This window comes from Serratia sp. D1N4, assembly GCF_054552755.1.
This window is the reverse complement of record NZ_CM137274.1, coordinates 92,732-119,332: the sequence shown is the minus strand read 5'-3', so window position 1 is coordinate 119,332 and position 26,601 is coordinate 92,732. Positions and strand designations below refer to the sequence as shown.

General features: G+C 56.8%; 20 protein-coding genes and 1 tRNA gene. 8 read left to right on the top strand and 13 right to left on the bottom strand.

Annotated features, from left to right (window positions below):
- Window positions 1-234 precede the first annotated feature (234 nt).
- Together ACX1CU_RS00530 and ACX1CU_RS00525 are read right to left on the bottom strand one after the other, a co-directional pair.
- Window positions 235-1,452, bottom strand: coding sequence for a tyrosine-type recombinase/integrase (locus ACX1CU_RS00530; protein WP_459400733.1), 1,218 nt, complete (start codon window positions 1,450-1,452; stop codon window positions 235-237).
- 244 nt (window positions 1,453-1,696) lie between these two features.
- Window positions 1,697-1,791, bottom strand: a tRNA-Sec gene (locus ACX1CU_RS00525).
- Between the two features lie 172 nt (window positions 1,792-1,963).
- Here ACX1CU_RS00525 and ACX1CU_RS00520 point away from each other — a divergent pair.
- The gene (locus ACX1CU_RS00520; protein ID WP_459400732.1) at window positions 1,964-2,554 is read left to right on the top strand and encodes a DJ-1/PfpI family protein; all 591 of its coding nucleotides are present in this window, start codon (window positions 1,964-1,966) and stop codon (window positions 2,552-2,554) included.
- A 201-nt stretch (window positions 2,555-2,755) separates the two neighbouring features.
- Here ACX1CU_RS00520 and xylR read toward each other — a convergent pair whose 3' ends face one another.
- The 4 genes from xylR to xylF are packed head-to-tail and all read right to left on the bottom strand — an operon-like array spanning window position 2,756 to window position 7,715.
- Window positions 2,756-3,934 (bottom strand): D-xylose utilization transcriptional activator XylR, encoded by a 1,179-nt coding sequence (gene xylR / locus ACX1CU_RS00515; protein ID WP_459400731.1) that lies wholly within the window; start codon window positions 3,932-3,934, stop codon window positions 2,756-2,758.
- Window positions 3,935-3,988: 54 nt separating this feature from the next.
- Window positions 3,989-5,173 carry a xylose ABC transporter permease XylH gene (xylH, locus tag ACX1CU_RS00510; protein WP_459400730.1) on the bottom strand — a complete coding sequence of 395 codons (1,185 nt, stop codon included), beginning with the start codon at window positions 5,171-5,173 and terminating at the stop codon, window positions 3,989-3,991.
- The gene (locus tag ACX1CU_RS00505; protein ID WP_459400729.1) at window positions 5,151-6,692 is read right to left on the bottom strand and encodes a xylose ABC transporter ATP-binding protein; all 1,542 of its coding nucleotides are present in this window, start codon (window positions 6,690-6,692) and stop codon (window positions 5,151-5,153) included. The genes xylH and ACX1CU_RS00505 overlap by 23 nt, the downstream gene beginning before the upstream one ends.
- Before the next feature lie 27 nt (window positions 6,693-6,719).
- Window positions 6,720-7,715: a D-xylose ABC transporter substrate-binding protein gene (gene xylF / locus ACX1CU_RS00500; protein ID WP_459400728.1), complete on the bottom strand. Its 996-nt coding sequence runs from the start codon at window positions 7,713-7,715 to the stop codon at window positions 6,720-6,722.
- Between the two features lie 316 nt (window positions 7,716-8,031).
- Between xylF and xylA the strand changes: the two genes are divergently transcribed.
- The 5 genes from xylA (at window position 8,032) to ACX1CU_RS00475 (ending at window position 14,471) form a co-directional block, all read left to right on the top strand.
- Window positions 8,032-9,351, top strand: a complete 1,320-nt coding sequence (gene xylA, locus ACX1CU_RS00495; protein WP_459400727.1) for a xylose isomerase — start codon at window positions 8,032-8,034, stop codon at window positions 9,349-9,351.
- A gap of 699 nt (window positions 9,352-10,050) precedes the next feature.
- Window positions 10,051-11,502, top strand: coding sequence for a xylulokinase (gene xylB / locus ACX1CU_RS00490; protein WP_459400726.1), 1,452 nt, complete (start codon window positions 10,051-10,053; stop codon window positions 11,500-11,502).
- Window positions 11,503-11,617: 115 nt separating this feature from the next.
- On the top strand, window positions 11,618-12,169 hold the full coding sequence (locus tag ACX1CU_RS00485) for a cysteine hydrolase family protein (protein WP_459400725.1): 552 nt from the start codon (window positions 11,618-11,620) through the stop codon (window positions 12,167-12,169).
- A gap of 2 nt (window positions 12,170-12,171) precedes the next feature.
- The gene (locus ACX1CU_RS00480) at window positions 12,172-13,086 is read left to right on the top strand and encodes a GlxA family transcriptional regulator (protein WP_459400724.1); all 915 of its coding nucleotides are present in this window, start codon (window positions 12,172-12,174) and stop codon (window positions 13,084-13,086) included.
- A 143-nt stretch (window positions 13,087-13,229) separates the two neighbouring features.
- Window positions 13,230-14,471, top strand: a complete 1,242-nt coding sequence (locus ACX1CU_RS00475) for an MdfA family multidrug efflux MFS transporter (RefSeq protein ID WP_459400723.1) — start codon at window positions 13,230-13,232, stop codon at window positions 14,469-14,471.
- A 416-nt stretch (window positions 14,472-14,887) separates the two neighbouring features.
- Here ACX1CU_RS00475 and selB read toward each other — a convergent pair whose 3' ends face one another.
- The 7 genes from selB to fdnG all read right to left on the bottom strand — a co-directional run bounded on the left by selB (window position 14,888) and on the right by fdnG (window position 24,732).
- Complete coding sequence (selB, locus tag ACX1CU_RS00470; protein ID WP_459400722.1) at window positions 14,888-16,729, bottom strand: selenocysteine-specific translation elongation factor; 1,842 nt, start codon at window positions 16,727-16,729, stop codon at window positions 14,888-14,890.
- Window positions 16,726-18,117 (bottom strand): L-seryl-tRNA(Sec) selenium transferase, encoded by a 1,392-nt coding sequence (gene selA, locus ACX1CU_RS00465; protein ID WP_459400721.1) that lies wholly within the window; start codon window positions 18,115-18,117, stop codon window positions 16,726-16,728. The genes selB and selA overlap by 4 nt, the downstream gene beginning before the upstream one ends.
- Window positions 18,118-18,159: 42 nt before the next feature.
- Window positions 18,160-18,813 (bottom strand): DcrB-related protein, encoded by a 654-nt coding sequence (locus tag ACX1CU_RS00460; RefSeq protein WP_459400720.1) that lies wholly within the window; start codon window positions 18,811-18,813, stop codon window positions 18,160-18,162.
- 392 nt (window positions 18,814-19,205) lie between these two features.
- Window positions 19,206-20,135 carry a formate dehydrogenase accessory protein FdhE gene (gene fdhE / locus ACX1CU_RS00455; protein WP_459400719.1) on the bottom strand — a complete coding sequence of 310 codons (930 nt, stop codon included), beginning with the start codon at window positions 20,133-20,135 and terminating at the stop codon, window positions 19,206-19,208.
- On the bottom strand, window positions 20,135-20,773 hold the full coding sequence (fdoI, locus tag ACX1CU_RS00450) for a formate dehydrogenase cytochrome b556 subunit (protein WP_459400718.1): 639 nt from the start codon (window positions 20,771-20,773) through the stop codon (window positions 20,135-20,137). The genes fdhE and fdoI overlap by 1 nt, the downstream gene beginning before the upstream one ends.
- A complete protein-coding gene (gene fdxH / locus ACX1CU_RS00445) occupies window positions 20,770-21,672 on the bottom strand; it encodes a formate dehydrogenase subunit beta (protein ID WP_459400717.1) in 903 nt (300 codons plus the stop codon). Before fdxH ends, fdoI begins: the two co-directional genes overlap by 4 nt.
- Window positions 21,673-21,684: 12 nt before the next feature.
- Window positions 21,685-24,732: a formate dehydrogenase-N subunit alpha gene (gene fdnG, locus ACX1CU_RS00440; protein ID WP_459400716.1), complete on the bottom strand. Its 3,048-nt coding sequence runs from the start codon at window positions 24,730-24,732 to the stop codon at window positions 21,685-21,687.
- 219 nt (window positions 24,733-24,951) lie between these two features.
- Here fdnG and fdhD point away from each other — a divergent pair, with 219 nt between their 5' ends.
- Both fdhD and sodA read left to right on the top strand, forming a co-directional pair.
- On the top strand, window positions 24,952-25,728 hold the full coding sequence (gene fdhD, locus ACX1CU_RS00435) for a formate dehydrogenase accessory sulfurtransferase FdhD (RefSeq protein WP_459402900.1): 777 nt from the start codon (window positions 24,952-24,954) through the stop codon (window positions 25,726-25,728).
- Window positions 25,729-25,858: 130 nt separating this feature from the next.
- On the top strand, window positions 25,859-26,482 hold the full coding sequence (gene sodA, locus ACX1CU_RS00430) for a superoxide dismutase [Mn] (RefSeq protein WP_459400715.1): 624 nt from the start codon (window positions 25,859-25,861) through the stop codon (window positions 26,480-26,482).
- Window positions 26,483-26,601: the final 119 nt, after the last annotated feature.

The window sequence follows — 26,601 nt, the reverse complement described above, 5'->3', positions numbered from 1 at the left end:
TATTGCAACAAAAGCGTAGTCGATGTGACTATCTTGTAGTAAAAAAAACAGACCGTCAAGAAATAAAATTTATGCAGTAGCTCATCTATAGAAACTGACTTTTATAGAGTGATTCGAAGCTTATAGGTTTGGGTCGCTAAACTCCGTGCAGGGGGTCAGCTCTTTTCCGCCAAACCTTTTTGGAATAATAAAAAATTGAATCAAGGAGAACCGACACATGTGTCGGTTCTCCTATCATGCTGTTTTAATAACGAATTTTCCCTGAAATACCATCCCACCTTTTGCTAGGCCATCAAGATAATCCGCATACCACTGCATCATCTCCCGCCTGCCGTCCAGATACTGCGCATGATTGTAGGCTCCGCGAATCGCGTTCTTATCTACATGAGCAAGCTGCATCTCAATCCAAGCCGAGTTATAGCCCTTCTCATGTAAAATCGTACTCATCGTGTGGCGAAAGCCGTGGCCCGTCAGCCTTCCCTTATACCCAAGCAACTCAATCACCTGGTTAACACTTTCCTTTGAAATCGGCTTCGTCCGGTCATTTCGCCCAATGAACACCAATGGATACGCACCCGTGATAGGTTTCAGTGACAAGAACAAATTCACTACCTGCTCAGACAACGGAACGATATGAGGTCGCTTCATCTTCATCACTTCAGGGGGGATCTCCCAAAGCCGTTTCTCGAAGTCGATATCCTGCCAACGAGCAAAACGCAGTTCCTGGGTACGGACCGCTGTCAGCATGATGATTTGCGTTGCGGTTTTGGTGATGATGCTACCTGTGTACCCAGCGAGATCTCGGAGGAAGTGCGGTAACTCTTCAACGCTAAGAAAAGGGAAATTCGTCTTTTTCGGTGTAGCCAATGCTGTTGCCAAATCGGGGGCCGGATTGTACTCAGCACGACCGGTAACTATGGCATAGCGAAATACCTCCCCGCAGCGTTGCCGTACCTTACGCATTTTCTCCAATGCCCCACGTTTCTCCATTCGCCGTAAGGTTTCCAGCAACTCCATCGGCTTGATCTCAGCAATAGGACGTTTGCCGATATGAGGGAAAATGTCTTTCTCGAAGGTATCGATAATTTCCTCACGGTAACGTAACGACCAGCGGTCGGCCTTATGCTGATGCCACTCGCGAGCGATGGCTTCAAAGGTGTTTGCGATAGAAAGCTTTTGCGACAGCTTTTCGGCCTTCTTCACTTCACCAGGATCGCCACCAGAAGCTAACGTTTTACGTGCTTCCTTTCTTTTCTCTCGCGCATCAGCCAATGAGACATCGGGATACACACCGATAGAAAGCATCTTCTCTTTACCAGCAAAGCGGTACTTCAAGCGCCAGTACTTTGAGCCATTAGGTTTGACCAACAGATACATGCCACCGCCGTCAGCCAACTTGTAGGCTTTCTCCATGGGCTTGGCCGTTTTCACTTTTATGTCCGTTAGTGGCATAGCATCTCCATTGATAGATATGGGCAGTGGCCTCAAGCGAGGTGCTGCCAAACCAGATAAAAAGGGGTTACAACATGCCTACGGGGGTGCCAAAAAATAGCATACATTTTTTAACCCCCTAAAGGACCCCCAGATATCACTTGATGTGGGTTGAGTTCGGTTGAACTCTGTAGACAGAATTATGGCTTAAAGCCAGTATACACGGGGTTTTAGTTGAATTCAGGAGAGTTTGAGAGACATCGAATGGCGGAAGATCACAGGAGTCGAACCTGCCCAGGACCGCTGGCGGCCCCAACTGGATTTGAAGTCCAGCCGCCCCACCGGGGACGATGATCTTCCTCTAAAACGGAAGCAAGTGGCGGATTATAGCGCGAATCCCCCCTGGTGCTAAGCGCGAAATCGTGTTTCCGCGATCCTCTTCTTACACTTGGCCTACCGGCCAAGATTTTCTCCGCTTATCTGCTAACCTGTTACGGCCCGGGTTATTCACCCGTCCATTGCTGGAGATGCTATGACCAAGAAAGTTGCCGTCCTGCTAAGCGAAGGATTTGAAGAGGCTGAGGCGGTTATTGTGATCGACGTATTGCGTCGTCTGAAGATTGATGTGGAACTGCTGTCCTGTCAGGATCGGCTGGAACTCCGCAGCTATAACAAGATGCGTATGTTCGCCGATGCTCTGTTGGAACGCCGTATGGATGTCATGTACGACGCCGTGGTAATCCCCGGTGGGCCGCAGGCAACTGCCAACATGGCGGATAATTCAATGGCCGTGGAGTTTATCCGCCGTCACGATGAAGCCGCAAAGTTGATTTGCCCACTGTGTTCCGCTGCTGCTCGCGTGCTGGCCGTTAACCGGTTGCTGCAAGGGCGCCGTTATGTCTGCTCCGGTGAACTGCATCGTAGCGTGGCAGATGGCACCTATGTGGCTGAAAGAGTGGTTGAAGACGGTAACCTGATCAGTGGCAAAGGGCCGGGGGCTGCGTTTGATTTTGCCTTCACGGTTGCCTACCGCCTCACTGGCGATTATGCCGCCACGCAGGAACAGGCTGAGCATATCTATCACGAAAACTGGCAAGTACCACAACAAGCAGTGCCTGCATAAACGCTAAACACTGCTGCTAACTGGGCGCGGCACAGCTAGCGCTTTCTGGCCTGACGCCGGGAGCGAAGACTGTTACCGCGCTTTCTGTTTTTAAACCCTTAGTCATGCCTGCATATTCAGCAAAGTAAACGCGTCCCCCTACCGTATTGCCTATCGACGTTAGCAAACTGTTCACCTTCCCAATAAGCAGTTTTAAAGGTCTCAATACCCCACTTCACCATAGCGATCGCGATGCTCTTTTGGCGTCATGTCATAGCCTTTCTTAAACACCGAATAGAAGTACTGTAGCGACGGGTAGCCGCACATCTGCGAAATCTCATTGATCGGCAGCGACGTGGCGGTGAGCAGGTTACGGGCGCGATCGAGTTTTTCTTCATGGATCACGTTATGAATGGTCTGGCCGGTTTCGTCTTTAAAGCGTTTTTCCAGGTTGGAGCGGGACATGCCGATCGCGTCCAGCACCTGTTCCACCTTGATCCCTTTGCAGGCGTGGTGGCGAATGTAATGCATGGCCTGAATCACCGCCGGGTCGCGCAGCGAGCGGAAATCGGTGGAGCGACGCTCGATCACCTTCACCGGTGGCACCAGAATGCGTTGCAGCGGTAGCTCGCGCCGATCGAGCAACTGGTGCAGCAGCTTGGCGGCGCGATAGCCCATCTGGCGCGTGCCCTGCGCCACCGAAGATAGTGCAACGCGCGAAAGATAGCGGGTTAACTCTTCGTTATCGATACCGATCACGCACAGCTTTTCTGGCACCGGGATATCCAGGTGCTCGCACACCTGCAACAGGTGGCGCGCCCGCGCGTCGGTCACGGCAATAATCCCGGTCTGCTGCGGCAGCGTCTGTATCCAATCCGCCAGGCGGTTTTGCGCGTATTGCCAGTTTTCCGGCGCGGTGGCCATCCCTTGGTACACCACACCCTGATACTGCTCCTCGGCCACCAGTTGGCGGAAGGCCTGTTCGCGCTCCTGCGCCCAACGCTTGCCGCCTTCCACCGGCAGGCCATAAAACGCAAAACGGTTCAGCCCCTTTTCCTTCAGGTGCATAAACGCCGCCTCCACCAGCGCGTGGTTATCGGTGGCGATGTAATGCACCGGCGGGTAATCTTCTTCGCGGTGGTAGGAACCGCCGACGCCGACAATCGGTACGTTGACGTTATGCAACAGTTGCTCAATGTTCCGGTCGTCGAAATCGGCGATCACACCATCCCCCAGCCAGTCTCGGATGTTATCGATACGGCAGCGGAAATCCTCTTCAATAAAGATGTCCCAATCACTTTGCGACGCCTGTAAATACTCGCCAACGCCTTCCACCACCTGGCGGTCGTACACTTTATTGGCGTTGAACAGCAAGGTAATACGGTAGCGCTTTTCGAACATGGGGATCCTCCTGCCTTTGTGAATGTTGCTTCGCCGCCAAGATCCCCTGAATGGTTACACCCGGCGCTTGGTGGCGGAATCCATCCACACCGCCAGCAGCAAGATGGCACCTTTGACGATGTACTGCCAGAAGGTCGGCACGTCCAGCATGCTCATGCCGTTATCCAGCGACGCCATGATAAACGCCCCCATCACCGCCCCGGCTACGCTGCCAACGCCGCCAGCCAGGCTGGTGCCGCCGATCACGCAGGCGGCGATGGCATCCAGTTCGGCAATGTTCCCCGCCGAAGGTGAACCCGCCCCCAGGCGCGAACTGAGGATCAGCCCGGCAATCGCCACCATCAGGCCGTTGATGGCAAACACCGCCAGCTTGGTGCGCTCCACGTTCACCCCGGAAAGCCGCGCAGCATCGATGTTACCGCCGATCGCATAGATACGGCGGCCAAAAGCGGTGCGCGTCGCCATAAAAATCCCCGCCAGCATCAGCGCGGTGAGGATCAACACCGGCGTCGGTACGCCACGGTAATCATTCAGCAAATAGATAGCGCCCAGCACCAGAATCGCCAGAATACTTTGCCGGGTAACGTCCCCGCTCGGTGCCGCCACCGGCAAGCCAAGCAGGGCACGCTTGCTGCGCTGCCGCCACTGCCAGGCCACGAACAGCATCAGGCCAACGGCACCGATGCCAAAACCCAGCCCGTTCGGCAGGTAGCTCTGGCCAATCTGCGACATGGCATTGCTGGTCGGGGCCACGGTGGTGCCGTTGGTAATGCCGATCAGAATGCCGCGAAACGCCAACATGCCCGCCAGCGTGACGATAAACGAAGGCACCTTGCGATACGCCACCCACCAGCCGTTCCAGGCCCCGAGCAACAGCCCCGCCAGCAGCGTCACCACAATGGTCAACGGCAGCGGCCAGCCGAGCCAGACGTCGAATATCGCCGCCGCGCCGCCCAGCAAGCCCATCATGGAACCCACGGAAAGGTCGATCTCCGCCGAAATAATCACAAACACCATGCCCACCGCCAAAATGCCGGTGATCGCCGTCTGGCGCAGCAGGTTGGAGATATTGCGCGCGCTGAGATAGGCCCCTTCGGTGGTAAAGGTAAAGAACAGCATGATGACAACGATCGCCGCCAGCATCACGAACACCTGCAAGTTGACGGATTTTAGCCCCGATAACGGCTTTTTCTGCGCCAATGGCGGCAGGTTTGCTTCAGATTGCGTGCTTTTCAACATGGGTTTCACTCCTCAGTGCCGCTTCCATTACCTGTTCCTGGGTCAGACCACGGTTGACCAAATCGGCTTTGATGCGCCCCTGATGCATCACCAGCACCCGATCGCTCAGCCCCAGCACTTCCGGCAGTTCGGAAGACACCACAATCACCGCGATCCCTTGCTGCACCAGTTGGTTGATGAGTTTGTAGATTTCATGTTTGGCACCGATATCGATACCGCGTGTGGGTTCATCCAGGATCAGGATTTTCGGGTTCAGCAGCAGGCACTTCGCCAGAATCGCTTTCTGCTGGTTGCCGCCGCTCAACCGGCCAATCGCCAGCTCCGGCGAAGAGGTTTTCACCTTCAACCGCGCCAGCGATTGCTGAATGGTCGCCTGCTCCTGCGCGCTATCCAGCACAGTCAGCAAACCGCTGAAATCGCTCAGCGCCGCCAGCGTCATGTTCGAGCCAACGCTCATTACCGGCACAATGCCGTCGCGCTTGCGATCTTCCGGCACCATGGCGATGCCATACTGCATTGCCTGTCGGCAGGTAGTGATGGTGGCGGGCTGCCCGTCAATACTGATGCTGCCCTGCCAGCGCCCGGCATAAGCGCCGAACAGGCACTGCATGGTTTCGGTGCGCCCGGACCCCACCAGCCCGGCCACGCCGAGGATCTCGCCGCGCCGCAGAGTGAAGGAAACATCGTCCACCCGGCGAATATGCCGGTTAACCGGGTGCCAGGCGGTGAGGTTTTCCACCTGTAGGATCACCTCACCGATAGCGTGCTGCTCCTGCGGATACAGCTCGGTCAGTTCACGCCCTACCATCATGGCGATAATATCGTCTTCGCTCATGCCCGCCGCTGGCCGGGTGCCGATGTGCTTGCCGTCGCGGATCACGCAGATCAGGTCCGAGATCGCTTTCACCTCGTTCAATTTGTGCGAAATATAGATGCAGGCAATGCCGTGATCGCGCAGATCGGTGATGATCGCCAAAAGTGTGGCGGTTTCACTCTCCGTCAGTGAGGCGGTAGGTTCATCCAGCACCAGCAGGCGCACCTGCTTGTTTAACGCTTTGGCGATCTCCACCAGTTGCTGCTGGCCGAGCCCCAGTTCACCGACGCGGGTATGCGGATCCACCTCCAGTTTGACCTGCGCCAGCATGCGCTGGCAGCGCAGGTACATGTTGTCGTAATCCATCAGCCCAAAGCGGCCCCACTCGTTGCCAAGAAACATGTTCTCCAGCACCGTCATCTGTTTCACCAGCGCCAGTTCCTGGTGAATAATCGCAATGCCTTTCTGTTCGGTATCGCGAATGGTTTTGGCCGTAATAAGATCACCAGAAAAATAAATCCCGCCCTGATAACTGCCGTGCGGATATATTCCGCACAGCACTTTCATCAGCGTGGATTTCCCTGAACCATTTTCACCACACAAGGATAATACCTGCCCGGCTTCCAATTGCAGGCTGACATTATCCACGGCTTTTACTACGCCGAATTGTTTAGTGATATTTCTCATTTCTAACAGGCAGGGCATTATTCCCTCCAAAGAGCTTCGCGAGAATTAATTAAGATCGGATTTCTTATGGAAGCCATCGGCAATAATGGTGCTGTCGATATTCGATTTATCCACCTGAACCGGGGTTAATAACCAGGCAGAGACCTCTTTACTGCCGTTATTTAATTTGGCATTGGATTTTGGCTGTTCGCCTTTACCCAGCTGCACTGCAATATCTGCCGCTTCATCGGCCAATTTGCTGATCGGTTTATACACCGTCATGGTTTGGGTGCCCGCCACAATGCGTTTCACCGCCGCCAAGTCGGCATCCTGGCCGGAAATAGCTACTTTGCCCGCCAGCCCTTGCGCCGCCAGCGCCTGGATCGCCCCACCGGCGGTAGCATCGTTGGAAGCCACTACCGCATCGATATGGTTATTATTCGCCGTCAGGGCGTTTTCCATAATCTTCAGCGCGTTTTCCGGCAGCCAGCCATCGGCCCACTGATCGCCCACCACCTTAATCTTGCCGCTGCTGATCAAAGGTTGCAGCACGGTCATTTGCCCTTTGCGGAACAGCTTGGCGTTATTATCCACCGGCGAGCCGCCCATCAGGAAGTAATTGCCCTGCGGCACCCGCTGCACCAGGCTTTGCGCCTGCATTTCGCCCACTTTTTCGTTATCGAACGAGATGTAGAAATCGATGTCGGCGTTATTGATCATCCGGTCATAGGCCAGCACCTTAATCCCTTCGCGTTTTGCTTCGCTGATCACATTGCTCAACACCTGGCCGTTGTAAGGGATAATCACCAGCACATCGACGCCACGGTTGATCATATTTTCAATCTGCGCCATCTGGGTTTCTTCATTACCGTTGGCAGACTGCACAAACACGTTTGCCCCCAGCGATTCGGCTTTTTTAACGAAGATATCGCGATCTTTCTGCCAGCGCTCTAAACGCAGGTCGTCAATGGCCATACCGATTTTAATTTCTTTACTGAACCCGGATTGGCTGGCCAGCAGTAAAAGAGCGCAGGCGGAGAGGAGAATAGGTTTAATTTTCATCTTATAACCCTTTTCAGTGTAGTGTGTATGGGTAATATGAATCACGAAACGTCCAGCCGATTGTTGACACTTATTTTTCATTCGGCAATTGCAGATTTTTACCGGCGAATTACGATTTTTGGTTTAATGTTAATTTTATGATAGCGATCATGTTTTATAACCCTGCCGCTAATGACGTTGAATAAACGCGAATATGAGATCCCGCGCACATTTAATAATTCTGTGAATTTAAGTGTGAAATAACGTAATTGAGCATCAGCCAGCTAACTCCGAAGATAAACCTAACCCTCTATCCCCGTTATTCAGGAGTTCGCTAATGCAATCCTATTTTGATCAGATCGAGCAGGTTCGCTATGAAGGTACCGGTAGCAATAATCCGCTGGCCTTCCGCCATTACAATCCCGATGAAATCATCCTTGGCAAACGGATGGCCGATCACCTGCGCTTTGCCGCCTGCTACTGGCATACCTTCTGCTGGAACGGTGCTGACATGTTCGGCGTGGGAGCTTTCGATCGCCCATGGCAGCAGCCGGGCGATGCGCTGGCGTTGGCTAAACGCAAGGCCGACGTGGCCTTTGAGTTTTTCCACAAGCTGAATGTGCCCTATTACTGCTTCCACGACATCGACGTTGCACCAGAAGGCGCAACGCTGAAAGAGTATCTGAACAATTTCGCTGCCATGACCGAGGTGCTGGCCGAGAAACAGCAGAGCAGCGGCGTAAAGCTGCTGTGGGGCACCGCCAACTGCTTCACCAATCCGCGCTATGCCGCCGGTGCCGCCACCAACCCGAACCCGGAAGTATTCAGTTGGGCCGCCACCCAGGTCTTCACTGCCATGAACGCCACTCATCAACTAGGCGGTGAAAACTATGTGCTGTGGGGCGGGCGCGAAGGCTATGAAACCCTGCTCAATACCGATCTGCGCCAGGAGCGCGAGCAGATTGGCCGCTTTATGCAGATGGTGGTGGAGCACAAGCACAAAATCGGTTTCCAGGGCACGTTGCTGATCGAACCTAAACCGCAGGAACCCACCAAGCACCAGTACGATTACGACGTTGCCACCGTGTACGGCTTCCTCAAGCAGTTCGGGCTGGAAAAAGAGATCAAGGTGAATATCGAAGCCAACCACGCCACGCTGGCCGGGCATTCGTTCCATCACGAAATCGCCACCGCCATTGCGCTGGGTATTTTCGGTTCGGTCGACGCCAACCGTGGCGATCCGCAACTGGGCTGGGATACCGATCAGTTTCCGAACAGCGTGGAGGAGAACGCACTGGTAATGTTCGAGATCCTCAAAGCGGGCGGTTTCACCACCGGCGGCCTGAACTTTGATGCCAAAGTGCGCCGCCAGAGCACCGATAAATATGACCTGTTCTACGGCCATATCGGCGCGATGGATACGATGGCGCTGGCGTTGAAAGTAGCGGCGCGCATGATTGAGGATGGTCAGTTGCATCAGCAGGTGGCCAAGCGTTACGCCGGTTGGAATGGCGAGTTGGGCCAGCAAATCCTGCAAGGGAAACTGTCGCTGGCCGCGCTGGCGCAGTACGCTGAACAACACACTCTGGCACCGCAACATGCCAGCGGGCATCAGGAAAAACTGGAGAATCTGGTTAACCGTTATCTGTTTGGCTAACTCTGCCTCTGGCTTCGGTTGAGTGAGGGGCATGCATTGGCTAGTGCCCCTCACCCCGGCCCTCTCCCGCGGGGCTGTCTCTTATACACATCTCAAATTGCGGTCAAATAGCCGCAATTTGAGAAACATAGCAGGCTGATTTTAAAGATAATTTTTTCGAGCGGAAAATTGACAGGCTTAAAATAATTACATTAAAAAACAGCAAGATGCCGAGTTGTGTATAAGAGACAGCCCGCGGGGAGAGGGGGCGAACCCTCAGGCATATGGCTTAATGAACCGCTCAGCCGCTGCCTGCAAGTTTGCACCGTACGTCCCTTCTCCCTTGGGGAGAAGGCTAGGATGAGGGGGGTTGGTGAATGCCCCTCACCCCGGCCCTCTCCCACAGATAGAGGGGGCGAACCCTCAGGCATTTGGCTTAATGAACCGCTCAGCCGCTGCCTGCAAGTTTTCACCGTACGTCCCTTATCCCTTGGGAAGAAGGCTAGGATGAGGGGGGTTTGGTGAATGCCCCTCACCCCGGCCCTCTCCCGCGGGGAGAGGGGGCGAACCCTCAGGCATATGGCTTAATGAACCGCTCAGCCACTGCCTGCAAGTTTGCGCCGTATGTCCCTTCTCCCTTGGGGAGAAGGCTAGGATGAGGGGAAAAAACCTTCCCCCTCAGGTGAAGGGGCTGTACGACATATTAAAGGAACTGCACCCATGTACATCGGTATCGATCTCGGCACTTCCGGCGTAAAGGTCATCCTGCTCGGCGAACAGGGCCAACTGCTCGCCAGCCAAAGTGAACCTTTACCCATCTCGCGCCCGCACCCTTTGTGGTCTGAACAAGCGCCTCAGGACTGGTGGCAGGCCACCGATCGCGCCATGTTGGCGTTGGCTAAACAACATAATTTGCAAGCGGTAAAAGCCATTGGCCTGACCGGCCAAATGCACGGCGCAACGCTGCTGGATAAACAGCAACGGGTGCTGCGCCCGGCAATCTTATGGAATGACGGCCGCAGTTTTGCGCAGTGCCAGGCATTGGAACAAAGCGTACCCAACTCGCGGGAAATTACCGGCAACCTGATGATGCCGGGCTTTACCGCCCCCAAACTGCTGTGGGTTAAACAGCATGAACCGCAGGTTTTCCGCCAAATCGACAAGGTGTTATTACCAAAAGATTATCTGCGCTGGTGCATTACCGGCGAGTTCGCCAGCGATATGTCCGATGCGGCTGGCACCCTATGGCTGAACGTGGCGCAGCGTGATTGGAGCGACGCGATGCTGGCCGCCTGCGGGCTAACGCGCGATCAGATGCCTGCGCTGTTTGAGGGGAAACAGATCACCGGGCAGGTGCAGGCTGAACTGGCCAGGCGCTGGGGCATTGGCCCAGTGCCGGTGATTGCCGGTGGCGGCGATAACGCTGCCGGAGCCATCGGCGTGGGCTTGTATCAGGCCGGGCAGGCGATGCTGTCACTCGGCACCTCCGGTGTGTATTTCGCGGTCAGCGACGGCTTTCTCAGCAACCCGGCCAGCGCGGTGCACAGCTTCTGCCATGCGCTGCCGCACACCTGGCACCTGATGTCGGTAATGCTCAGCGCTGCATCCTGTTTGGACTGGGCCTGCCAGTTGACCAACGTAGATAGCGTAGCCACCCTGCTGCGCAATGCCGAACAGGCTGCACCGGCAGCAGCACCGCTGTGGTTCCTGCCCTATCTTTCCGGTGAGCGCACGCCGCACAATAACCCGAATGCCAAAGGCGCTTTCTGGGGCTTTACCCATCAGCACGGGCCGAACGACCTGGCGCGCGCGGTGCTGGAAGGCGTTGGCTTCGCACTGGCAGACGGCATGGATGTGCTGCACGCCAGCGGCCTGCAACCTTCTGCCATCACGCTGATTGGCGGCGGCGCGCGTAGCCCGTTCTGGCGCCAGATGCTGGCAGATATCAGCGGCCAGCGGCTGGAATACCGCACCGGCGGCGACGTCGGCCCGGCGCTGGGAGCGGCACGGTTGGCGCAGATTGCGCTCAACCCAGGCCAGCCGCTAAGCGATTTGCTGCCCGCGTTGCCGCTGGAGCAGGTGCATGAGCCGGATACCGCACGGCATCAGCAGTACGCCGAACGGCGCAGCACCTTCCGCGAGCTGTATCGTTGCCTGCGGCCGCTGATGTGAATCTCTGCACTGCCTCATTGGTCTGTCTGTGCCACCATGATGGCCGTTTTTGGCCTTCTTTCAGCCCAACTAGCGGCGCAATATAGCGCTATACCCCACTGAAGGAAGGCCGAAAATGTCACATAGCGCATTATTGATCATCGACGTTCAACACTCGTTTCAACACCGCCCATTCTGGCAGGAAGACGATTTACCGGCGTTTCAGCAGGCGCTGACCCGCCTGATCGCGGGCTGCCAGCGGCAAGGCGTGGCGCTGGTGGATGTGTTCCACGTCGCGCCGGAAGGGCCGTTTTCTCTCGCCTCCGGTTACGTGAAACGCCTGCCGTTCCTGGCGCATCAGGCCGACGTCACGGTACACAAGCAGGTACATAATGCGCTGACCGATTCTGGTCTGGATGCCTGGCTGCGCGAACGCCAGATCGATCATCTGATCATCAGCGGTATGCGTACCGAGCAGTGCTGCGAAACCACCACCCGCGTCGCTTCCGATCTGGGCTACAAGGTGACGTTTGTCACCGAAGCGACGCTCACCTTCCCGATGCACCATCCTGACGGCACGCTCTTTACCCCTGAGCAGTTGAAGCGGCATACTGAAACCGTCCTGGTCGATCGCTTCGCTACCCTGGCCAGCGTTGATGACGTGTTGGCCCAACTGAAACAGGAATAACCATGCCCAAGGCCGTTTACTTTCTGATGTTGCCCAACGTGCTGTCACTGGATGTCAGCGGCCCGGCGGAGGTTTTGCGGCTTTCCGGCCAGTTTCAATTGCACTATGTCAGCCCGGTGCCGCAAATCACCTGCTCTATCGGTATGAGCATCGGCCAGTTGCAGCCATTGCCTGCGCAGTTGGCCGAGGGCGATATTCTGGTGGTGCCGGGCGTGGCGGACTCAGCCAGGTTTTTCGCCAATCCAGAGGCCGCTCAGGCCCGGCAATGGCTGGAAGGATTACGGCCCGCGCTGGCACAGCAGCGCTTCAGCCTGGTCTGCGTCTGTTCCGGTGCCTTGCTGGCCGCGCAGGCAGGGCTGCTCGACGGTTACCACTGCACCACCCATCACGACGTGATCGCACGTCTGCGCCAGCAGGCACCGGCGGCTCAGGTGAAAGAAAACCGCATCTTTGTGGAAGATCGCGGCGTATTTACCAGCGCGGGCGTCACCGCCGGTATCGATCTGGCTTTGCATCTGGTCAATCAATCTTGCGGAGCCGACCGTGCGCTGGAGATTGCGCGTGAAATGGTGATCTATTTCCGTCGCTCAGGCGACGATCCGCAGCTTTCCCCCTGGCTGCGCTATCGCAACCATCTGCACCCCGCCGTACACCGCGCGCAGGATGTGATGGCCGCCGAGCCGGAAGCGGATTGGTCGGTGCCGCTGGTGGCAGAAAAAGCGCACGTCAGCAGCCGACATCTGGCCCGGCTGTTCCGCCAGCATATCGGGATCAGCGTGCGGGAATATCATGAACAGCCGCGCTTGGCCGTGGCACAGCAACGCTTGCAGCAAGGTTACGGGTTGGAGAAAGCCGCGCTGACCGCAGGGTTCTCCTCTGGTCGCCAGCTCCGGCGCGCGCAGCAGCGTAACGCTTAAACGTACCGTCAGAATGTGCCGATGATTTATCTTATGATTGCCAAGAATAACAATTGGCGGCAAAATAACCGCTTCGACTCGCTCAGATTGCGCTTCCCGCCCCTGGCAGTTCCTTATTTTTCTTTGCTATCAGTAATATAAATATGAAAACAACATTACCCCCTGTGGCACGTCTGGGCCGACAGGCGCTGTTATTCCCACTTTGCTTGGTGCTCTTCGAATTCACCACCTATATCGCTAACGATATGATCCAACCCGGTATGCTGGCGGTGGTAGCCGATTTCAACGCGGGCGTTGAGTGGGTGCCAACCTCAATGACCGCCTATCTGGCTGGCGGTATCTTTCTGCAATGGCTGCTGGGCCCGCTGTCGGATCGTCGTGGCCGCCGCCCGGTGATGCTGGCCGGGGTTGCCTTCTTTATTGTCGCATGTCTGGCAATCTTGCTGGTGACCAGCATTGAACAGTTCATCGTTATGCGCTTCCTGCAAGGGATCGGTCTGTGCTTTATCGGCGCAGTGGGCTATGCCACCATTCAGGAATCCTTTGAAGAGTCGGTGTGTATCAAAATCACCGCGCTGATGGCCAACGTGGCGTTGATCGCCCCGCTGCTCGGGCCGCTGGCCGGTGCCGCACTGATCCATATTGCGCCATGGCAAAGTATGTTTGTGATTTTTGCCGTTCTGGCCGCCATTGCCTTCGTCGGCCTGTGGAAAGCGATGCCGGAAACCGCCACCCTGCAAGGGGAAGCCTTTTCCGCTGCCAACCTGTGGCGCGATTACCGCCAGGTGCTGGTTAACCGCCGCTTTATCTGCGGCGCGCTGGCGATCGGTTTTGCCAGCCTGCCGTTGCTGGCGTGGATTGCCCAGTCGCCGGTGATCCTGATCAGCGGTGAGTCGCTCTCCACCATGGATTATGGCCTGCTGCAAATCCCGGTATTCGGTGCGCTGATCCTCGGCAACCTGACGCTGGCACGCTTGACCGGCAAAAACAGCGTTGAACGCCTGATCAAGCTGGGGGCCGGGCCGATGATTGTGGGTTTGCTGATCGCCGCGCTGGCGACGGTGTTCTCTGAGCATGCTTATCTGTGGATGACAGCCGGGCTAAGTCTGTATGCCTACGGTATTGGGCTGGCAAACGCCGGGCTGTACCGTTTGACGCTGTTTTCCAGTGAGATCAGCAAAGGCACCGTTTCTGCCACCATGGGGATGTTGAGCATGGCGGTATTCACCGTGGGCATCGAGCTGGCTAAAGTCGCCTATGTTTGGGGCGGGAGCGGATGGTTTAACCTGTTCAATCTGCTGAGTGGCCTGTGCTGGCTGGCGCTGGTGGCGGTGTTCCTCACCAAACGCGGTGGCGCAACCTCAACACCGACGGAAGCGGTATAAAGATCCGGCCTTCGCTGCTTTTGGACGAAGGCCGAGGTAAAGCAGTGGCCACCGTGATTTTTCCCTAATTCTCTCCCTGAAGGCTGTCTCTTGTTCACATTTTGAGACATGGACCGAGTCATTATTTCGGTCGCTAAACATATTCTGCTCACTTGACAACGCGATGAACGCGACCGAGTTGGGGGCTCAAGAGCCAGCCCCCAACACCCCGGCCCTTGCCATATCAGGCGACCGCTGCGCGGTTACCCTCACTCCGCCACGGCGCATGACGGCCGGCTACGACAGTCGTCCCTGACTGTCTCGCCTGACCGCGCCGTCCATGGCGCGGTCGCCTATGCACCGTGTCTCCGTTCGGCGCCTTCAATGGCGTCAACACCTGTGCTCATCTCACCAACGCTAGGTTTGACACTCAGGTTTCAACCACCAAACAGCCCGCTGTCGCGCAGCAGATGCTGGTTGCCCTTACGGCGGGTAAAGCCGCTGCGATCGAAAAACTCCAACACCTGAATCGCCAGTTTGCGGCCAACCCCCAGCCGATCGCGAAAATCACCGGCATTGGCGCTGCCTTGCGCCGCATCCAGCTCGCGGATCAACGCAGCAAACTGTTCAATCCGCTGGCTGCGATAGTAACGATCCACCACCACGGCGGTCACATGGCCAAGCTGGGCGGCTTTGCGCAGCGCGGCGCGAACGTTGGCTTCTTCCTCACCCAGCGCTGCGGCCAGATCGCGCACCCACCAGGCTTCATCACCCAACAGCGGTTCGATACGAATCCACATCGCCTGCTGCTCGGCGCTGAACGCCAGACCATGCTCGGGTAAGTGCAGCCAGCCGCGCGTATTACGCAGCAGACCAGCCGCCAACAACCGATCGATCATCATAAATACCAGCGGTTCATCCAGCACCGGTAAAGCCATACGCCGCAAACGAGCGCGCCCCACCCCCAGTTGATCGCCATGCTGTTGGTGGTATTCGGCCAAAACCTGCAACACACGCTGCTCGCCCTGCTGCACGTTGACCTGCGCCAGCGCCACGTCACCGGCAATCAGCAGATCGCGCCCGGCCAGCAGCTGCACCAGCCCGCTGTGGGTCAACTGCCGCGCCCAGGCAAAGGCAGCCAGATCCAGCGCACCGCCCGGCAAGCGTAAATCCAGCACCTGTTCGTCGCTCTGCGTCTCGGCCAGCGCCGCCAGCCAGGCCAGATAATATGGCTGACGTTTGCCGCGCTTCGGCGCTGCTAATACCAGCACGCGCGCAGCGCCCAAGGTGTGGCGGGCGCCGATATCCCGCAGTACCAGACGATCGTTTTCCGCCAGCCACAGCGGACGATCGAGAATCAACTCCGCCAAATTGCCGGTCAACAGCGCAATTCGGCCAGTAATATGGCTGGCAGCATGGTGCAGATGCAGCGGTTGCCAATGCTGCAACGGTGCATCCGCCTCAATCGCCACCAGAATACGCTCAGCAGCCACCGGCGGTTGCTGTTCCAGCAGCCAGTCACCGCGCTCCAACTGTTCTTTGCTGACATCACCGCTGATGTTTAGCGCTATGCGTTGCCCGGCAAACGCCTGTTCCGCCACTTGGTTCTGAGCATGCAGGCCGCGCACCCGCACCGGTACATCGGCACCGGTCAGCCACAGGGTATCACCCACTTTAACGCTGCCGCCCAGTGCGGTACCGGTCACTACCAGCCCTGCCCCTTTCACGCTGAAGGCGCGATCGACCGCCAGCCGGAAGCGGCGCGTCAGCGCGTGCTCGCCAGGTTGCCGCGCCAAAAGATGCTGGCGCAAAGGTTCGATGCCCAAATCCTGTGCCGCTGCCGTAACAAACAACGGTGCATCATGCCAGCCCTGCTGTGCCAGTTCGGCCGCCACTTGTGCACGCACTTCGGCGATCCGCCCTTCGTCGACGCGATCGGCCTTGGTCAGCGCTACCGTCAGTTGCGGGTGCCCGCTCAGGCGCAGAATCGCCAAGTGCTCGCGGGTCTGTGCCATCACGCCGTCGTCACACGCCACCACCAGCAATGCATGATCGATACCGCCGATCCCCGCCAGCATATTGCCAAGGAATTTCTCGTGGCCGGGAACGTCAATAAACCCCAGCACGCGCCCGTCCGGCTGCGGCCAATAGGCGTAGCCGAGATCGATAGTCATGCCACGGCGTTTTTCCTCTGGCAGGCGATCGGCATTGATGCCGGTAATCGCCTGCAACAGCGTGGTTTTGCCGTGGTCGACGTGGCCAGCGGTGGCGATAATCATGGGTTTAGCACCTCAAGCAGTGCGCTCTCTTGCTCCAGGCAGCGCAGATCGAGCCATAACCGGCCGTCGTGGATCCGGCCAATCACCGGCTGTGGCAAACTGCGCCACTGCTGCGCCAAAAGCTCCAGCGTAGCGCCTCGGCCATCGAGCGGGGCAAAGGTCAAAGCATAGCTTGGCAGGCGATCGACCGGCAGTGAGCCGCTGCCAATCTGTGACCAACAGGGTTCAGCACGCAATTCGAAGCGATCGGCAAAGCGCACCGCCAACGGGCGCAATAGCCGTTCGGCGGCTTGTTGCATCTCCTGTTGCGGACGAGCCAGCAGGCGCAGCGTCGGCAGATGTTCTGCCAACAGTTCCGGTTGCTGATACAGCCGCAGCGTAGCCTCCAGCGCCGCCAGCGTCATTTTGCCGACGCGCAGCGCGCGTTTCAGCGGATGCTGTTGCAGGCAGGCGATCAGCTCTTTTTTACCAACGATAATGCCCGCCTGCGGCCCGCCCAGCAGTTTATCGCCGGAGAAGGTTACCAAATCCACGCCCGCAGCAATCAAACGCTGCGGCATCGGTTCTGCGGGTAGGCCGTATTGCGTCATATCGATCAGCGCGCCGCTGCCCAGATCGGTGGCGGTAGGGATGCCCTGTTCGCGGCCCAGCATCGCCAGCTCCGCTTCATCCACGGCGGTGGTAAACCCTTGAATACAGTAATTACTGGTATGTACCTTCATCAACAGGCCGGTTCGCTCGTTGATGGCGGCACGATAATCTTTCAGATGAGTACGGTTGGTGGTGCCCACTTCCACCAGTTCACAACCGGCCTGGCGCATCACGTCGGGGATGCGGAACGCGCCGCCAATCTCCACCAGTTCACCGCGCGACACCATCACCTGTTGACCCGGAGCCACCGCCGCCAGCATCAGCAAAACCGCCGCCGCGTTGTTGTTGACGATGCAGGCATCCTCTGCGCCAGTGAGCTGGCACAGCAAATCGGCGATAGCGCGATCGCGGTGGCCGCGCCCGGCACCGTCCAGATCGTATTCCAGCGTGACGGCGCTGCTCATTGCCTGCACTACCGCGTCGATCGCCGGTTGCGCCAGCAATGCGCGGCCAAGATTGGTATGCAGCACGGTACCACTGAGGTTGAACACCGGTTGCAGCGCCGAGCGTTGCTGTTGGTTCAGACGCATTAGCAGCGCCTGCGGCCAGTCTTGGCACCATTCCGGCAATTGCTGGCGGGTTTTAATCACCTCGCGCGCCTGCGCCTGCATCTGGCGCAGCAGTTCGCTAATCAACGTCTGCCCATGTTTCGCCACCAGCGGTTCAACGGCGGGATCGCGCAATAGACGGTCGATGGCGGGTAGCTGGCTGTAAAGTTGCTGAGATTCAGTGCTCATGGGCGCTCGGTTTTCAATGTTTTAATGGTGCGGTGAAATCAACTATTTCACCGCCAGCGTATCAATAATCCGCTGTACCAGTGCCTGATGTGCTTCGGGCGTTTTGGCCGGTGACAGCATCTGCAACGTCACGACCCGTTTATTGAACACCGTTAACACAATGGTGGAAACCAGTTTCTGCCCGTTCACCGTTTGCTCGGTGTCCAAGCGATGGAATTTCTGTTTACCGACGGTGAAATTCTGTTCTTTGGTTTTCTTGATGTTCTGATAACGATCGCCCAGTTCGGTAATGATGCTTTGTGTCAGATCTTTCAGCATCGCATCGCTGGTATTGAGCTTCATACCCGCTGGCGGGATCACTTCAGAAGCAACGGTACGCTGGCGCGCTTTACCGTTGAGGAACAGCTGAATGACGGATTTATCGTCGTTGACGATGCCGCTCAACGCGGTCTGATCGCTAAAACCCGCTGGCAATTCAAAGGTGATTTTGCCCTTTTGCAGCGAAACGCTCAGACCAGGAGGATAAGCCGGTTTGGTTTCGACTACTGGCGGTGGTGCAGGTGGGGCGGGCTGGGTGACCACCGGCTTCGGTTGCGGTGCGGGAACTTCTGGCTTTTTGGTGTCCTGATTATCACAGGCTACCAGTCCACTCAGCAAAACAGCCAATACCGTCAATCTGGTAATCGTCTTCAACATTATTCCTTTCCTTGTGCTCTACGCATTCTGGCGTAACCGTAGCAACTCACCCCCGCGTTTGCCAGATGCCCAAGCCAAAATTAGCGGATCGCCCCAGCCCTCCCACAGGGCCGGGGGGAGGGGCATTCACCACCCCCCCCCCCTCATCCTAGCCTTCTCCCCAAGGGAGAAGGGACGTACGGTGCAAACTTGCAGGCAGCGGCTGAGTGGTTCATTAAGCCATATGCCTGAGGGTTCGCCCCCTCCGCGCGGGGGGAGCCAACCGGTGCTCTCAATCAGTCATGGGTATCAGCAATGTTCCCTCTCCTTCGGGGAGAGAGTTAGGGTGAGGGGGAGAAACTGACATCGAGTTAAAGCCTCTCCCCCCACTCCCGAGAAGAACGGTGCGGGTGTTACTCGCCAGGGAACAGGAACGGATTGATACTGCTACGGGCAAAGCCTTCGTCTTCCATCTTGGCATCAAGTACCAGCGAAGCCAGATCGTCGGCCACCGCTTCCACCTGCGGGTCTTTTTCCTGATAAAGGAGCTTCAGGTAAGTGCCGCAATCGCCACAGCTTTCCGCTTTTATCGCCGCCTGCTCACTGTCCAGTGACCAGTAGTTGAGATCGCGCGTTTGCTCGCAGTTGCTGCATTTCACCCGCACCACGTGCCATTCGCTTTCACACAGGTTGCAGTGCAGATAACGCAGGCCGTTCACCGTGCCGATATGCACCATGCTGGAGACCGGCATACTGCCGCACACCGGGCAGAACTGGCGGTGCTCACCGTATTCGGCGCGTGCCTTGCCTGGGATCTGGCTGGCCATCTGCGTCCAGTACAACGACAGCGCAGCCCAGATAAACGGCGCTTTATCACTGCCCACTTTGGCAAACTCATTGTTCAGCAACGCGCTGGCCATCAGCTCCAGCTCATGAGCGGAGGCTTTTTCCAGGTTTTCCAGCACCGGAGCCACGTGTTCCGGTGCCTGCGGACGCAATTCAGCGATCAGCGATGCCAGCAGTTTGTGCCAGTGCTCGCTGCGCGGATAAACGCTCGCATCCAACGGTGGCTTGCCGCTGGCGGCACCCTGGATCAGCGCAGCGCTGAGATCCAGCACCAACGGGTTATCGTGGCACGCATTGTTCTGCGCGGCTGCGATGCTGGCAGCAAAGTTGAGATAATCGCCCAGCGGATGGTCTACGGCCAATTGGCGCAGACGCTCAGCTCGGCGGGTATACAGGCTTTTCAGATTCGCGAAAAGTAACGGCGGAATGGTTTCCGCCGTTGTGGACTTCTCACGCTGTGCCCCTAACTGCTCTTTAGGAACGATGCGGATACTCATCAGGGTTTATCTTCCCGTTGTTTCTCGCGGACCTCACGGTACCAGCGCGGATGGTGTTTCTTGGCCCAGGCTGCCGGAACAGAACCTTCCACCATCGCGGTAATGGTGCCTTTTATCCACAGAGCGGCATAAATGTGCACCATAATCGTGATGATCAACCCCACCGCCGCCAGCGAATGCACCAGCAACGCAATGCGGATCAGCGGGATAGGGAAAGCAGGGGCGAAATATGGCCGCCAGATAACCACACCGCTGACCAGCAACAGCACCAGACTGGTTATCGCTATCCAGAATACGCATTTCTGACCGAAATTATAGCGCCCGGTGTCGTCACCCACTTCCTCATTCAACGTGATTCTGTAGATATTTTTTGCCCAGACCAGATCTTCCCGGTTGAACAGGTTATGTTTCCAGTAGCGCAGGAACATAATCATAAACGCGGCGAACATAATTACCCCGGCAAAGGGGTGCAGAATGCGCGCCAGCTGTGGCGTTCCGAAAATGTTCATCAGCCAGTTAAAGGAGGGGAAGAAAAACCCCAGCCCGCTGATGGCTGCCAGAATAAAGCAGAACGCCACAACCCAGTGGTTCATCCGCTCCAGCGCGTTATAACGCTGAATTGGCTTTTCCTTCCTCATTTGCGCGTCTCCTCATCGTGCGGTTCGTCGTGATCTTCCTCTTCTTCGACGCGGTTTGGCCCGACACCGATGTAGTGGAACACGCTGGCCGCAAAGGTGGCAGCAAAACCGACGGCCGCCAACGGTTTCCAGATCCCTTTCCAGAAGGTCACCGCCGGGCTGATGGTCGGGTTATCCGGCAAACCGTGATAGAGCTGCGGTTTATCGGCGTGATGCAGCACGTACATCACGTGAGTACCGCCCACGCCAGCCGGATCGTAAAGACCGGCGTTTTCGTAGCCACGGGTTTTCAGCTCGCTGACACGGCCAGCGGCGACATCTTTCATCGCCTCTTTGGTGCCAAAGTGGATCGCCCCGGTCGGACAGGTTTTCACACAGGCCGGTTCCTGGCCGACATCAACGCGGTCAACGCACAGGGTGCATTTGTACACCCGGTTGTCTTCCTTGTTCATGCGCGGCACGTCGAACGGGCAACCGGCGATGCAGTAACCGCAGCCGATACAGTGCTCAGACTGGAAATCGACGATGCCGTTGGCGTACTGGATAATCGCCCCTTCCGACGGGCAGGACTTCAGGCAGCCCGGATCGGCACAGTGCATGCAGCCGTCTTTGCGGATCAGCCACTCCAGTTTGCCGTGCTCCTCCACTTCGGAGAAGCGCATCACCGTCCACGATTTGGCGCTCAGATCGGCGGGGTTATCATAAACCCCGACGTTGTGCCCCACTTCATCGCGGATGTCGTTCCATTCAGAACAGGCCACCTGACAGGCCTTGCAGCCGATACAGGTGGTGACATCGATCAGCTTGGCCACTTCTTCCTGGTGGTCACGGGCACGCGGGGCCGGTGTAAAACCATTGGTCGCGGATTTACGAATGATGTCTTGAGATTGCATTGCCATAATTCGTCTCCGTTACACCTTTTCCACGTTAACCAGGAACGCCTTGAACTCTGGCGTTTGCGTATTGGCATCGCCAACGAACGGCGTCAACGTATTGGCAATAAAGCCTTTCTGCGTCACACCTTGATAGCCCCAGTGAATCGGGATACCGATGGTGTCCACATCCTGACCATGCACCTGCAACGTACGGATACGCTTGGTCACGACCGCTTTGGCTTTGATAAAACCACGGTTGGAACTGACTTTCACCAGATCGCCGTGCTTGATGCCTTTCTTCTCAGCCAGCTTTTCACCGATCTCCACAAACTGCTCCGGCTGCATGATCGCGTTGATCAGCGAGTGCTTGGTCCAGTAGTGGAAATGCTCGGTCAGACGATAAGTGGTGCCCACGTACGGGAACTTATCGGCTTTGCCCATCGTCGCCAGATCGTCTTTAAACACGCGCGCCGCCGGGTTGGAAACCACGTTCGGGTGCAGCGGGTTGGTGCCAAGCGGCGTTTCAAACGGCTCGTAGTGCTCAGGGAACGGCCCTTCCGCCATTTTGTCGATGGCAAACAGGCGGCCCATGCCTTCCGGCTGCATGATAAACGGCCCGACGTCGCTGCCTGGTGCGGCGGCGCTGTAGTCCGGGATATCTGCCCCGCTCCACTTGGTGCCATCCCAGCCGATCAGCTGACGTTTGGCATCCCACGGTTTCCCGGCAGGATCGGCAGAAGCACGGTTATACAGAATGCGGCGGTTGAGCGGCCAAGCCCAGGCCCAGCCCAGCGTGTTGCCAAGGCCGGATGGATCGGCGTTATCACGGCGCGCCATCTGGTTACCCGCAGGCGTCCAGCTACCGGCAAAGATCCAGCAACCGCTCGAGGTAGTACCGTCATCACGCAGATGCGCGAAGGTACTGAGCTGTTCGCCTTTTTTCGCCAGCACTTTGCCGTCTGGATCAAGAACATCCGCCAGCGCTCTGCCGTTGTTTTCCATCGCCACTTCTTCTGGCGCCGGAGCATCCGGAGTCAGGTAGTTCCAGCTCATGTTCAGCACCTGCTCAGGCACTGCACCGCCTTCACGGCTGTACATCTCGCGCAGGCGCGTTAACAGCCCCGCCAAGATCTCACCATCGGCCAGCGCTTCGCCCGGGGCATCAGCCCCTTTCCAGTGCCATTGCAGCCAGCGGCCGGAGTTAACGATCGAGCCGTTCTCTTCCGCAAAGCAGGTGGATGGCAAGCGGAACACTTCGGTCATAATCTTCGAAGGATCAACATCGTTCGATTCGCCGTGATTCTCCCAGAAAGTGGCAGTCTCGGTATTCAGCGGATCGATGGTCACCAGGAATTTCAGCTTGGAAAGCGCCCCCACCACTTTGTTCTTGTTCGGGAACGAAGCGACCGGGTTGAAGCCCTGACAGAGGTAGCCGTTAACCTTGCCCTGCGACATCATTTCGAAGTACTGCAGAACGTCGTAGCCTTTGTCCCACTTCGGCAACCAGTCAAAGCCCCAGCTATTTTCTTTCTGCGCTTTATCACCGTAGAAGCTCTTCATCAGGCTGACGAAGAATTTCGGGTAGTTGCTCCAGTAGTTCACCTGGCCCGGCAACAGCGTTTTCGGCGTGTTGGCCTTCAGGTAGGTGTCCAGATCCGGCTGTTTCTCGGAAGGCAGCGTCAGATAGCCTGGCAGGCTCTGTGACAGCAGGCCGAGATCGGTCAGACCCTGGATGTTGGAGTGGCCACGCAGGGCGTTCACGCCGCCGCCCGCCATGCCCATGTTGCCGAGCAGCAGCTGGATCATCGCCATGGTACGGATGTTCTGTGCGCCGACCGAGTGCTGTGTCCAGCCCAGGGCGTACAGGAACGAGGCGGTTTTGTCGTTGGCGCAGGTTTCGGCGATATATTCGCAAACCTTGATAAAGTCTTCGGTTGGCGTACCGCAGATATTGTTCACCACCTCTGGCGTATAGCGGCTGACGTGCTGTTTCAGCAGGTTCCACACGCAGCGAGGATCTTGCAGAGTAACGTCACGCTTGGCAAAGCCGTTCTCATCAAGCTGGTAGTTCCAGGTGGTTTTATCGTACTTGTGGTTTTCCGCGTCGTAGCCGCTGAACAGGCCATCGTCAAAGCTGAAGTCTTCGCGCACCAGCAGGCTGGCGTTGGTATAGGCTTCAACGTATTCGCGGTTGATCTTGTTGTTGGTGATCAGGTACAGCAAAACGCCCGACAGGAAGGCAATGTCGGTGCCAGAACGGATAGGCGTGTAGAAATCCGCCACCGATGCGGTACGGGTAAAGCGCGGATCAATGACGATCAGCTTGGCTTTATTATGAATTTTGGCTTCCATCGCCCAGCGGAAACCCACCGGATGCGCTTCTGCCGCATTACCGCCCATGACGATAATTAAGTTCGCGTTCTTGATATCAACCCAGTGGTTGGTCATCGCACCGCGACCAAATGTTGGAGCAAGACTTGCTACCGTTGGTCCGTGTCAGACACGCGCCTGGTTATCTACGGCAAGCATGCCGAGAGCGCGACTAAATTTTTGTGTCAGGTATCCGGTTTCGTTGCTGGAGGCCGAGGCACACAGCATACCGGTGGTCAGCCAACGGTTGACGGTGACGCCTTTATCGTTGGTTTTTACAAAGTTGGCATCGCGGTCTTCTTTCATCAGTTTGGCGATGCGGGTAAAGGCATCATCCCAACTGATTCTCTGCCATTTATCAGAACCTGGCGCGCGATATTCCGGGTATTGCAGACGGCTTTCGCTGTGGATGAAATCCACCAGACCTGCGCCTTTCGGGCAAAGCGCACCACGGTTTACCGGATGATCCGGATCCCCTTCGATGTGGAAAATGCTCTCTTTGGCGTTCTTCGCGCCATCACCAAGGCTGTACATCAACAGCCCACAGCCGACTGAGCAATACGTACAGGTATTACGGGTTTCACGGGCGCGCAGCAGCTTGTACTGCCGGGTTTCCGCTAACGCCACTTCCGGGGCAAAGCCCAGAGCAGCTACCGTCGTCCCTGCCATACCGCCAGCGCAGATCTTAAAGAACTGCCTTCTGCTGACCTGCATGGGGGTCTCCTTTCACTCGTGTTGTCACATTGTTTCAAATGGCGCTTTCCCCAGCAAAGCCGGAAGCGCTAAAATCGCTATTCTTATGTTGGCTTGGCCAGAAGGCCGCAACGACGCCGCGATGATATCATAGCGGACTTGGGGTTGTTACAAACAGGTACCACTAAAGTGAACAATATAGACCCAAAGCAACCCATAAACGAGACTGCGATCACAGGCATGATCCAGGCCCCGGTATTTCAGCGCGGGCAACTCTCTATTGAGCAGCAAGACTGGCTGGCAGAAGAGGTTCCGGTTGCGCTGGTTTATAACGGCATTTCCCACGTGGTAATGATGTGCACCCCCAAAGATCTGGAGGCTTTTGCCCTGGGTTTTTCCCTGTCGGAAGGCATTATCGAGTCACCACGCGATATTTACAGTATAGATATTAATCCAACCTGCAACGGCCTTGAGGTGCAGATTGAGCTTTCCAGCCGCCGTTTTAGCGGGCTGAAAGAGCGCCGCCGCGCAATGGCTGGCCGCACCGGCTGCGGCGTATGCGGTATTGAGCAGTTGGCGGATATCTTCCGCCCGGTTACCCCGCTGCCTTTCACCCAAACGTTTTCGCTCGCCAATCTCGATCGCGCACTAAGGCAATTGCGCCAGGTGCAGGAAGTCGGCCAGCATACCGGCTGCACCCACGCCGCCAGTTGGATCTCGCCAGAAGGTGAACTGCTGGGCGGCTGCGAAGATGTCGGCCGCCATGTGGCGCTGGACAAAATGCTCGGCCTGCGCGCCAAACAGGGCTGGCAGCAGGGGGCGATCCTGGTTTCCAGCCGCGCCAGCTATGAGATGGTGCAAAAATCGGCCATGTGCGGTGCCGAGATCCTGTTTGTGGTCTCTGCGGCAACCTCGCTGGCGGTGGAGATCGCCGAGCGCAGTAATCTGACGCTGGTGGGTTTCAGCAAACCCGGCCGGGCGACGGTGTTTACTCATCCGCAGCGTATCCTTGATTAGCACAAAAACCACACAACCCATACGGCATTGATAATCATTTTCAATCTCATTTAATACCCTATAATGGGAACCGCTTGCTTATGCGGTGCTCATGCCTTGCGCCGCCCAACACCCATTGGAGACGATGATTATGAGTTATTCACTGCCATCCCTGCCTTATGCTTACGACGCACTGGAACCGCATTTCGATCAGCAAACGATGGAAATCCATCACACCAAACATCATCAGACCTACGTCAACAACGCCAACACCGTGCTGGAAGCTTACCCTGAGCTGGCTTCGCTGAGCGTTGAAGCGCTGATCCAGGATCTGGATAAAGTCCCTGCCGACAAACGTACCTTTATGCGTAACAACGCGGGTGGCCACGCTAACCACAGCCTGTTCTGGAAAGGCCTGAAAACCGGTACCACGCTGGGTGGCGATCTGAAAGCCGCCATCGAGCGTGATTTCGGCAGCGTGGAGAAATTCCAGGAAGAGTTCGAGAAAGCCGCAGCCACCCGTTTCGGTTCCGGCTGGGCCTGGCTGGTGCTGAAAGGCGACAAGCTGGCCGTGGTCTCCACCGCTAATCAGGACAGCCCGCTGATGGGCGAAGCCGTCTCTGGCGCATCGGGTTTCCCGCTGGTGGGCCTGGACGTGTGGGAACACGCTTACTACCTGAAATTCCAGAACCGCCGCCCGGATTACATCAAAGCCTTCTGGAACGTGGTGAACTGGGACGAAGCGGCAAAACGCTTTGCCGAAGCGCAGAAGTAATTCTGTTAGTCCTGATGATGATGCCCGCTGATGCGGGCATTTTTTTACCCATCTCTAGCTAAAGCTTGCCCTTTCATTGCCGATATCTCTTTTAATTAACGATCGCCTCAAAAGGAAAA

Coding starts and splice junctions, on each gene's coding strand:
- ACX1CU_RS00530 (WP_459400733.1), bottom strand. CDS start 1,452: ATGCCACTAACGGACATAAAAGTGAAAACGGCCAAGCCCATGGAGAAA.
- ACX1CU_RS00520 (WP_459400732.1), top strand. CDS start 1,964: ATGACCAAGAAAGTTGCCGTCCTGCTAAGCGAAGGATTTGAAGAGGCT.
- xylR (WP_459400731.1), bottom strand. CDS start 3,934: ATGTTCGAAAAGCGCTACCGTATTACCTTGCTGTTCAACGCCAATAAA.
- xylH (WP_459400730.1), bottom strand. CDS start 5,173: ATGTTGAAAAGCACGCAATCTGAAGCAAACCTGCCGCCATTGGCGCAG.
- ACX1CU_RS00505 (WP_459400729.1), bottom strand. CDS start 6,692: ATGCCCTGCCTGTTAGAAATGAGAAATATCACTAAACAATTCGGCGTA.
- xylF (WP_459400728.1), bottom strand. CDS start 7,715: ATGAAAATTAAACCTATTCTCCTCTCCGCCTGCGCTCTTTTACTGCTG.
- xylA (WP_459400727.1), top strand. CDS start 8,032: ATGCAATCCTATTTTGATCAGATCGAGCAGGTTCGCTATGAAGGTACC.
- xylB (WP_459400726.1), top strand. CDS start 10,051: ATGTACATCGGTATCGATCTCGGCACTTCCGGCGTAAAGGTCATCCTG.
- ACX1CU_RS00485 (WP_459400725.1), top strand. CDS start 11,618: ATGTCACATAGCGCATTATTGATCATCGACGTTCAACACTCGTTTCAA.
- ACX1CU_RS00480 (WP_459400724.1), top strand. CDS start 12,172: ATGCCCAAGGCCGTTTACTTTCTGATGTTGCCCAACGTGCTGTCACTG.
- ACX1CU_RS00475 (WP_459400723.1), top strand. CDS start 13,230: ATGAAAACAACATTACCCCCTGTGGCACGTCTGGGCCGACAGGCGCTG.
- selB (WP_459400722.1), bottom strand. CDS start 16,729: ATGATTATCGCCACCGCTGGCCACGTCGACCACGGCAAAACCACGCTG.
- selA (WP_459400721.1), bottom strand. CDS start 18,117: ATGAGCACTGAATCTCAGCAACTTTACAGCCAGCTACCCGCCATCGAC.
- ACX1CU_RS00460 (WP_459400720.1), bottom strand. CDS start 18,813: ATGTTGAAGACGATTACCAGATTGACGGTATTGGCTGTTTTGCTGAGT.
- fdhE (WP_459400719.1), bottom strand. CDS start 20,135: ATGAGTATCCGCATCGTTCCTAAAGAGCAGTTAGGGGCACAGCGTGAG.
- fdoI (WP_459400718.1), bottom strand. CDS start 20,773: ATGAGGAAGGAAAAGCCAATTCAGCGTTATAACGCGCTGGAGCGGATG.
- fdxH (WP_459400717.1), bottom strand. CDS start 21,672: ATGGCAATGCAATCTCAAGACATCATTCGTAAATCCGCGACCAATGGT.
- fdhD (WP_459402900.1), top strand. CDS start 24,952: ATGATCCAGGCCCCGGTATTTCAGCGCGGGCAACTCTCTATTGAGCAG.
- sodA (WP_459400715.1), top strand. CDS start 25,859: ATGAGTTATTCACTGCCATCCCTGCCTTATGCTTACGACGCACTGGAA.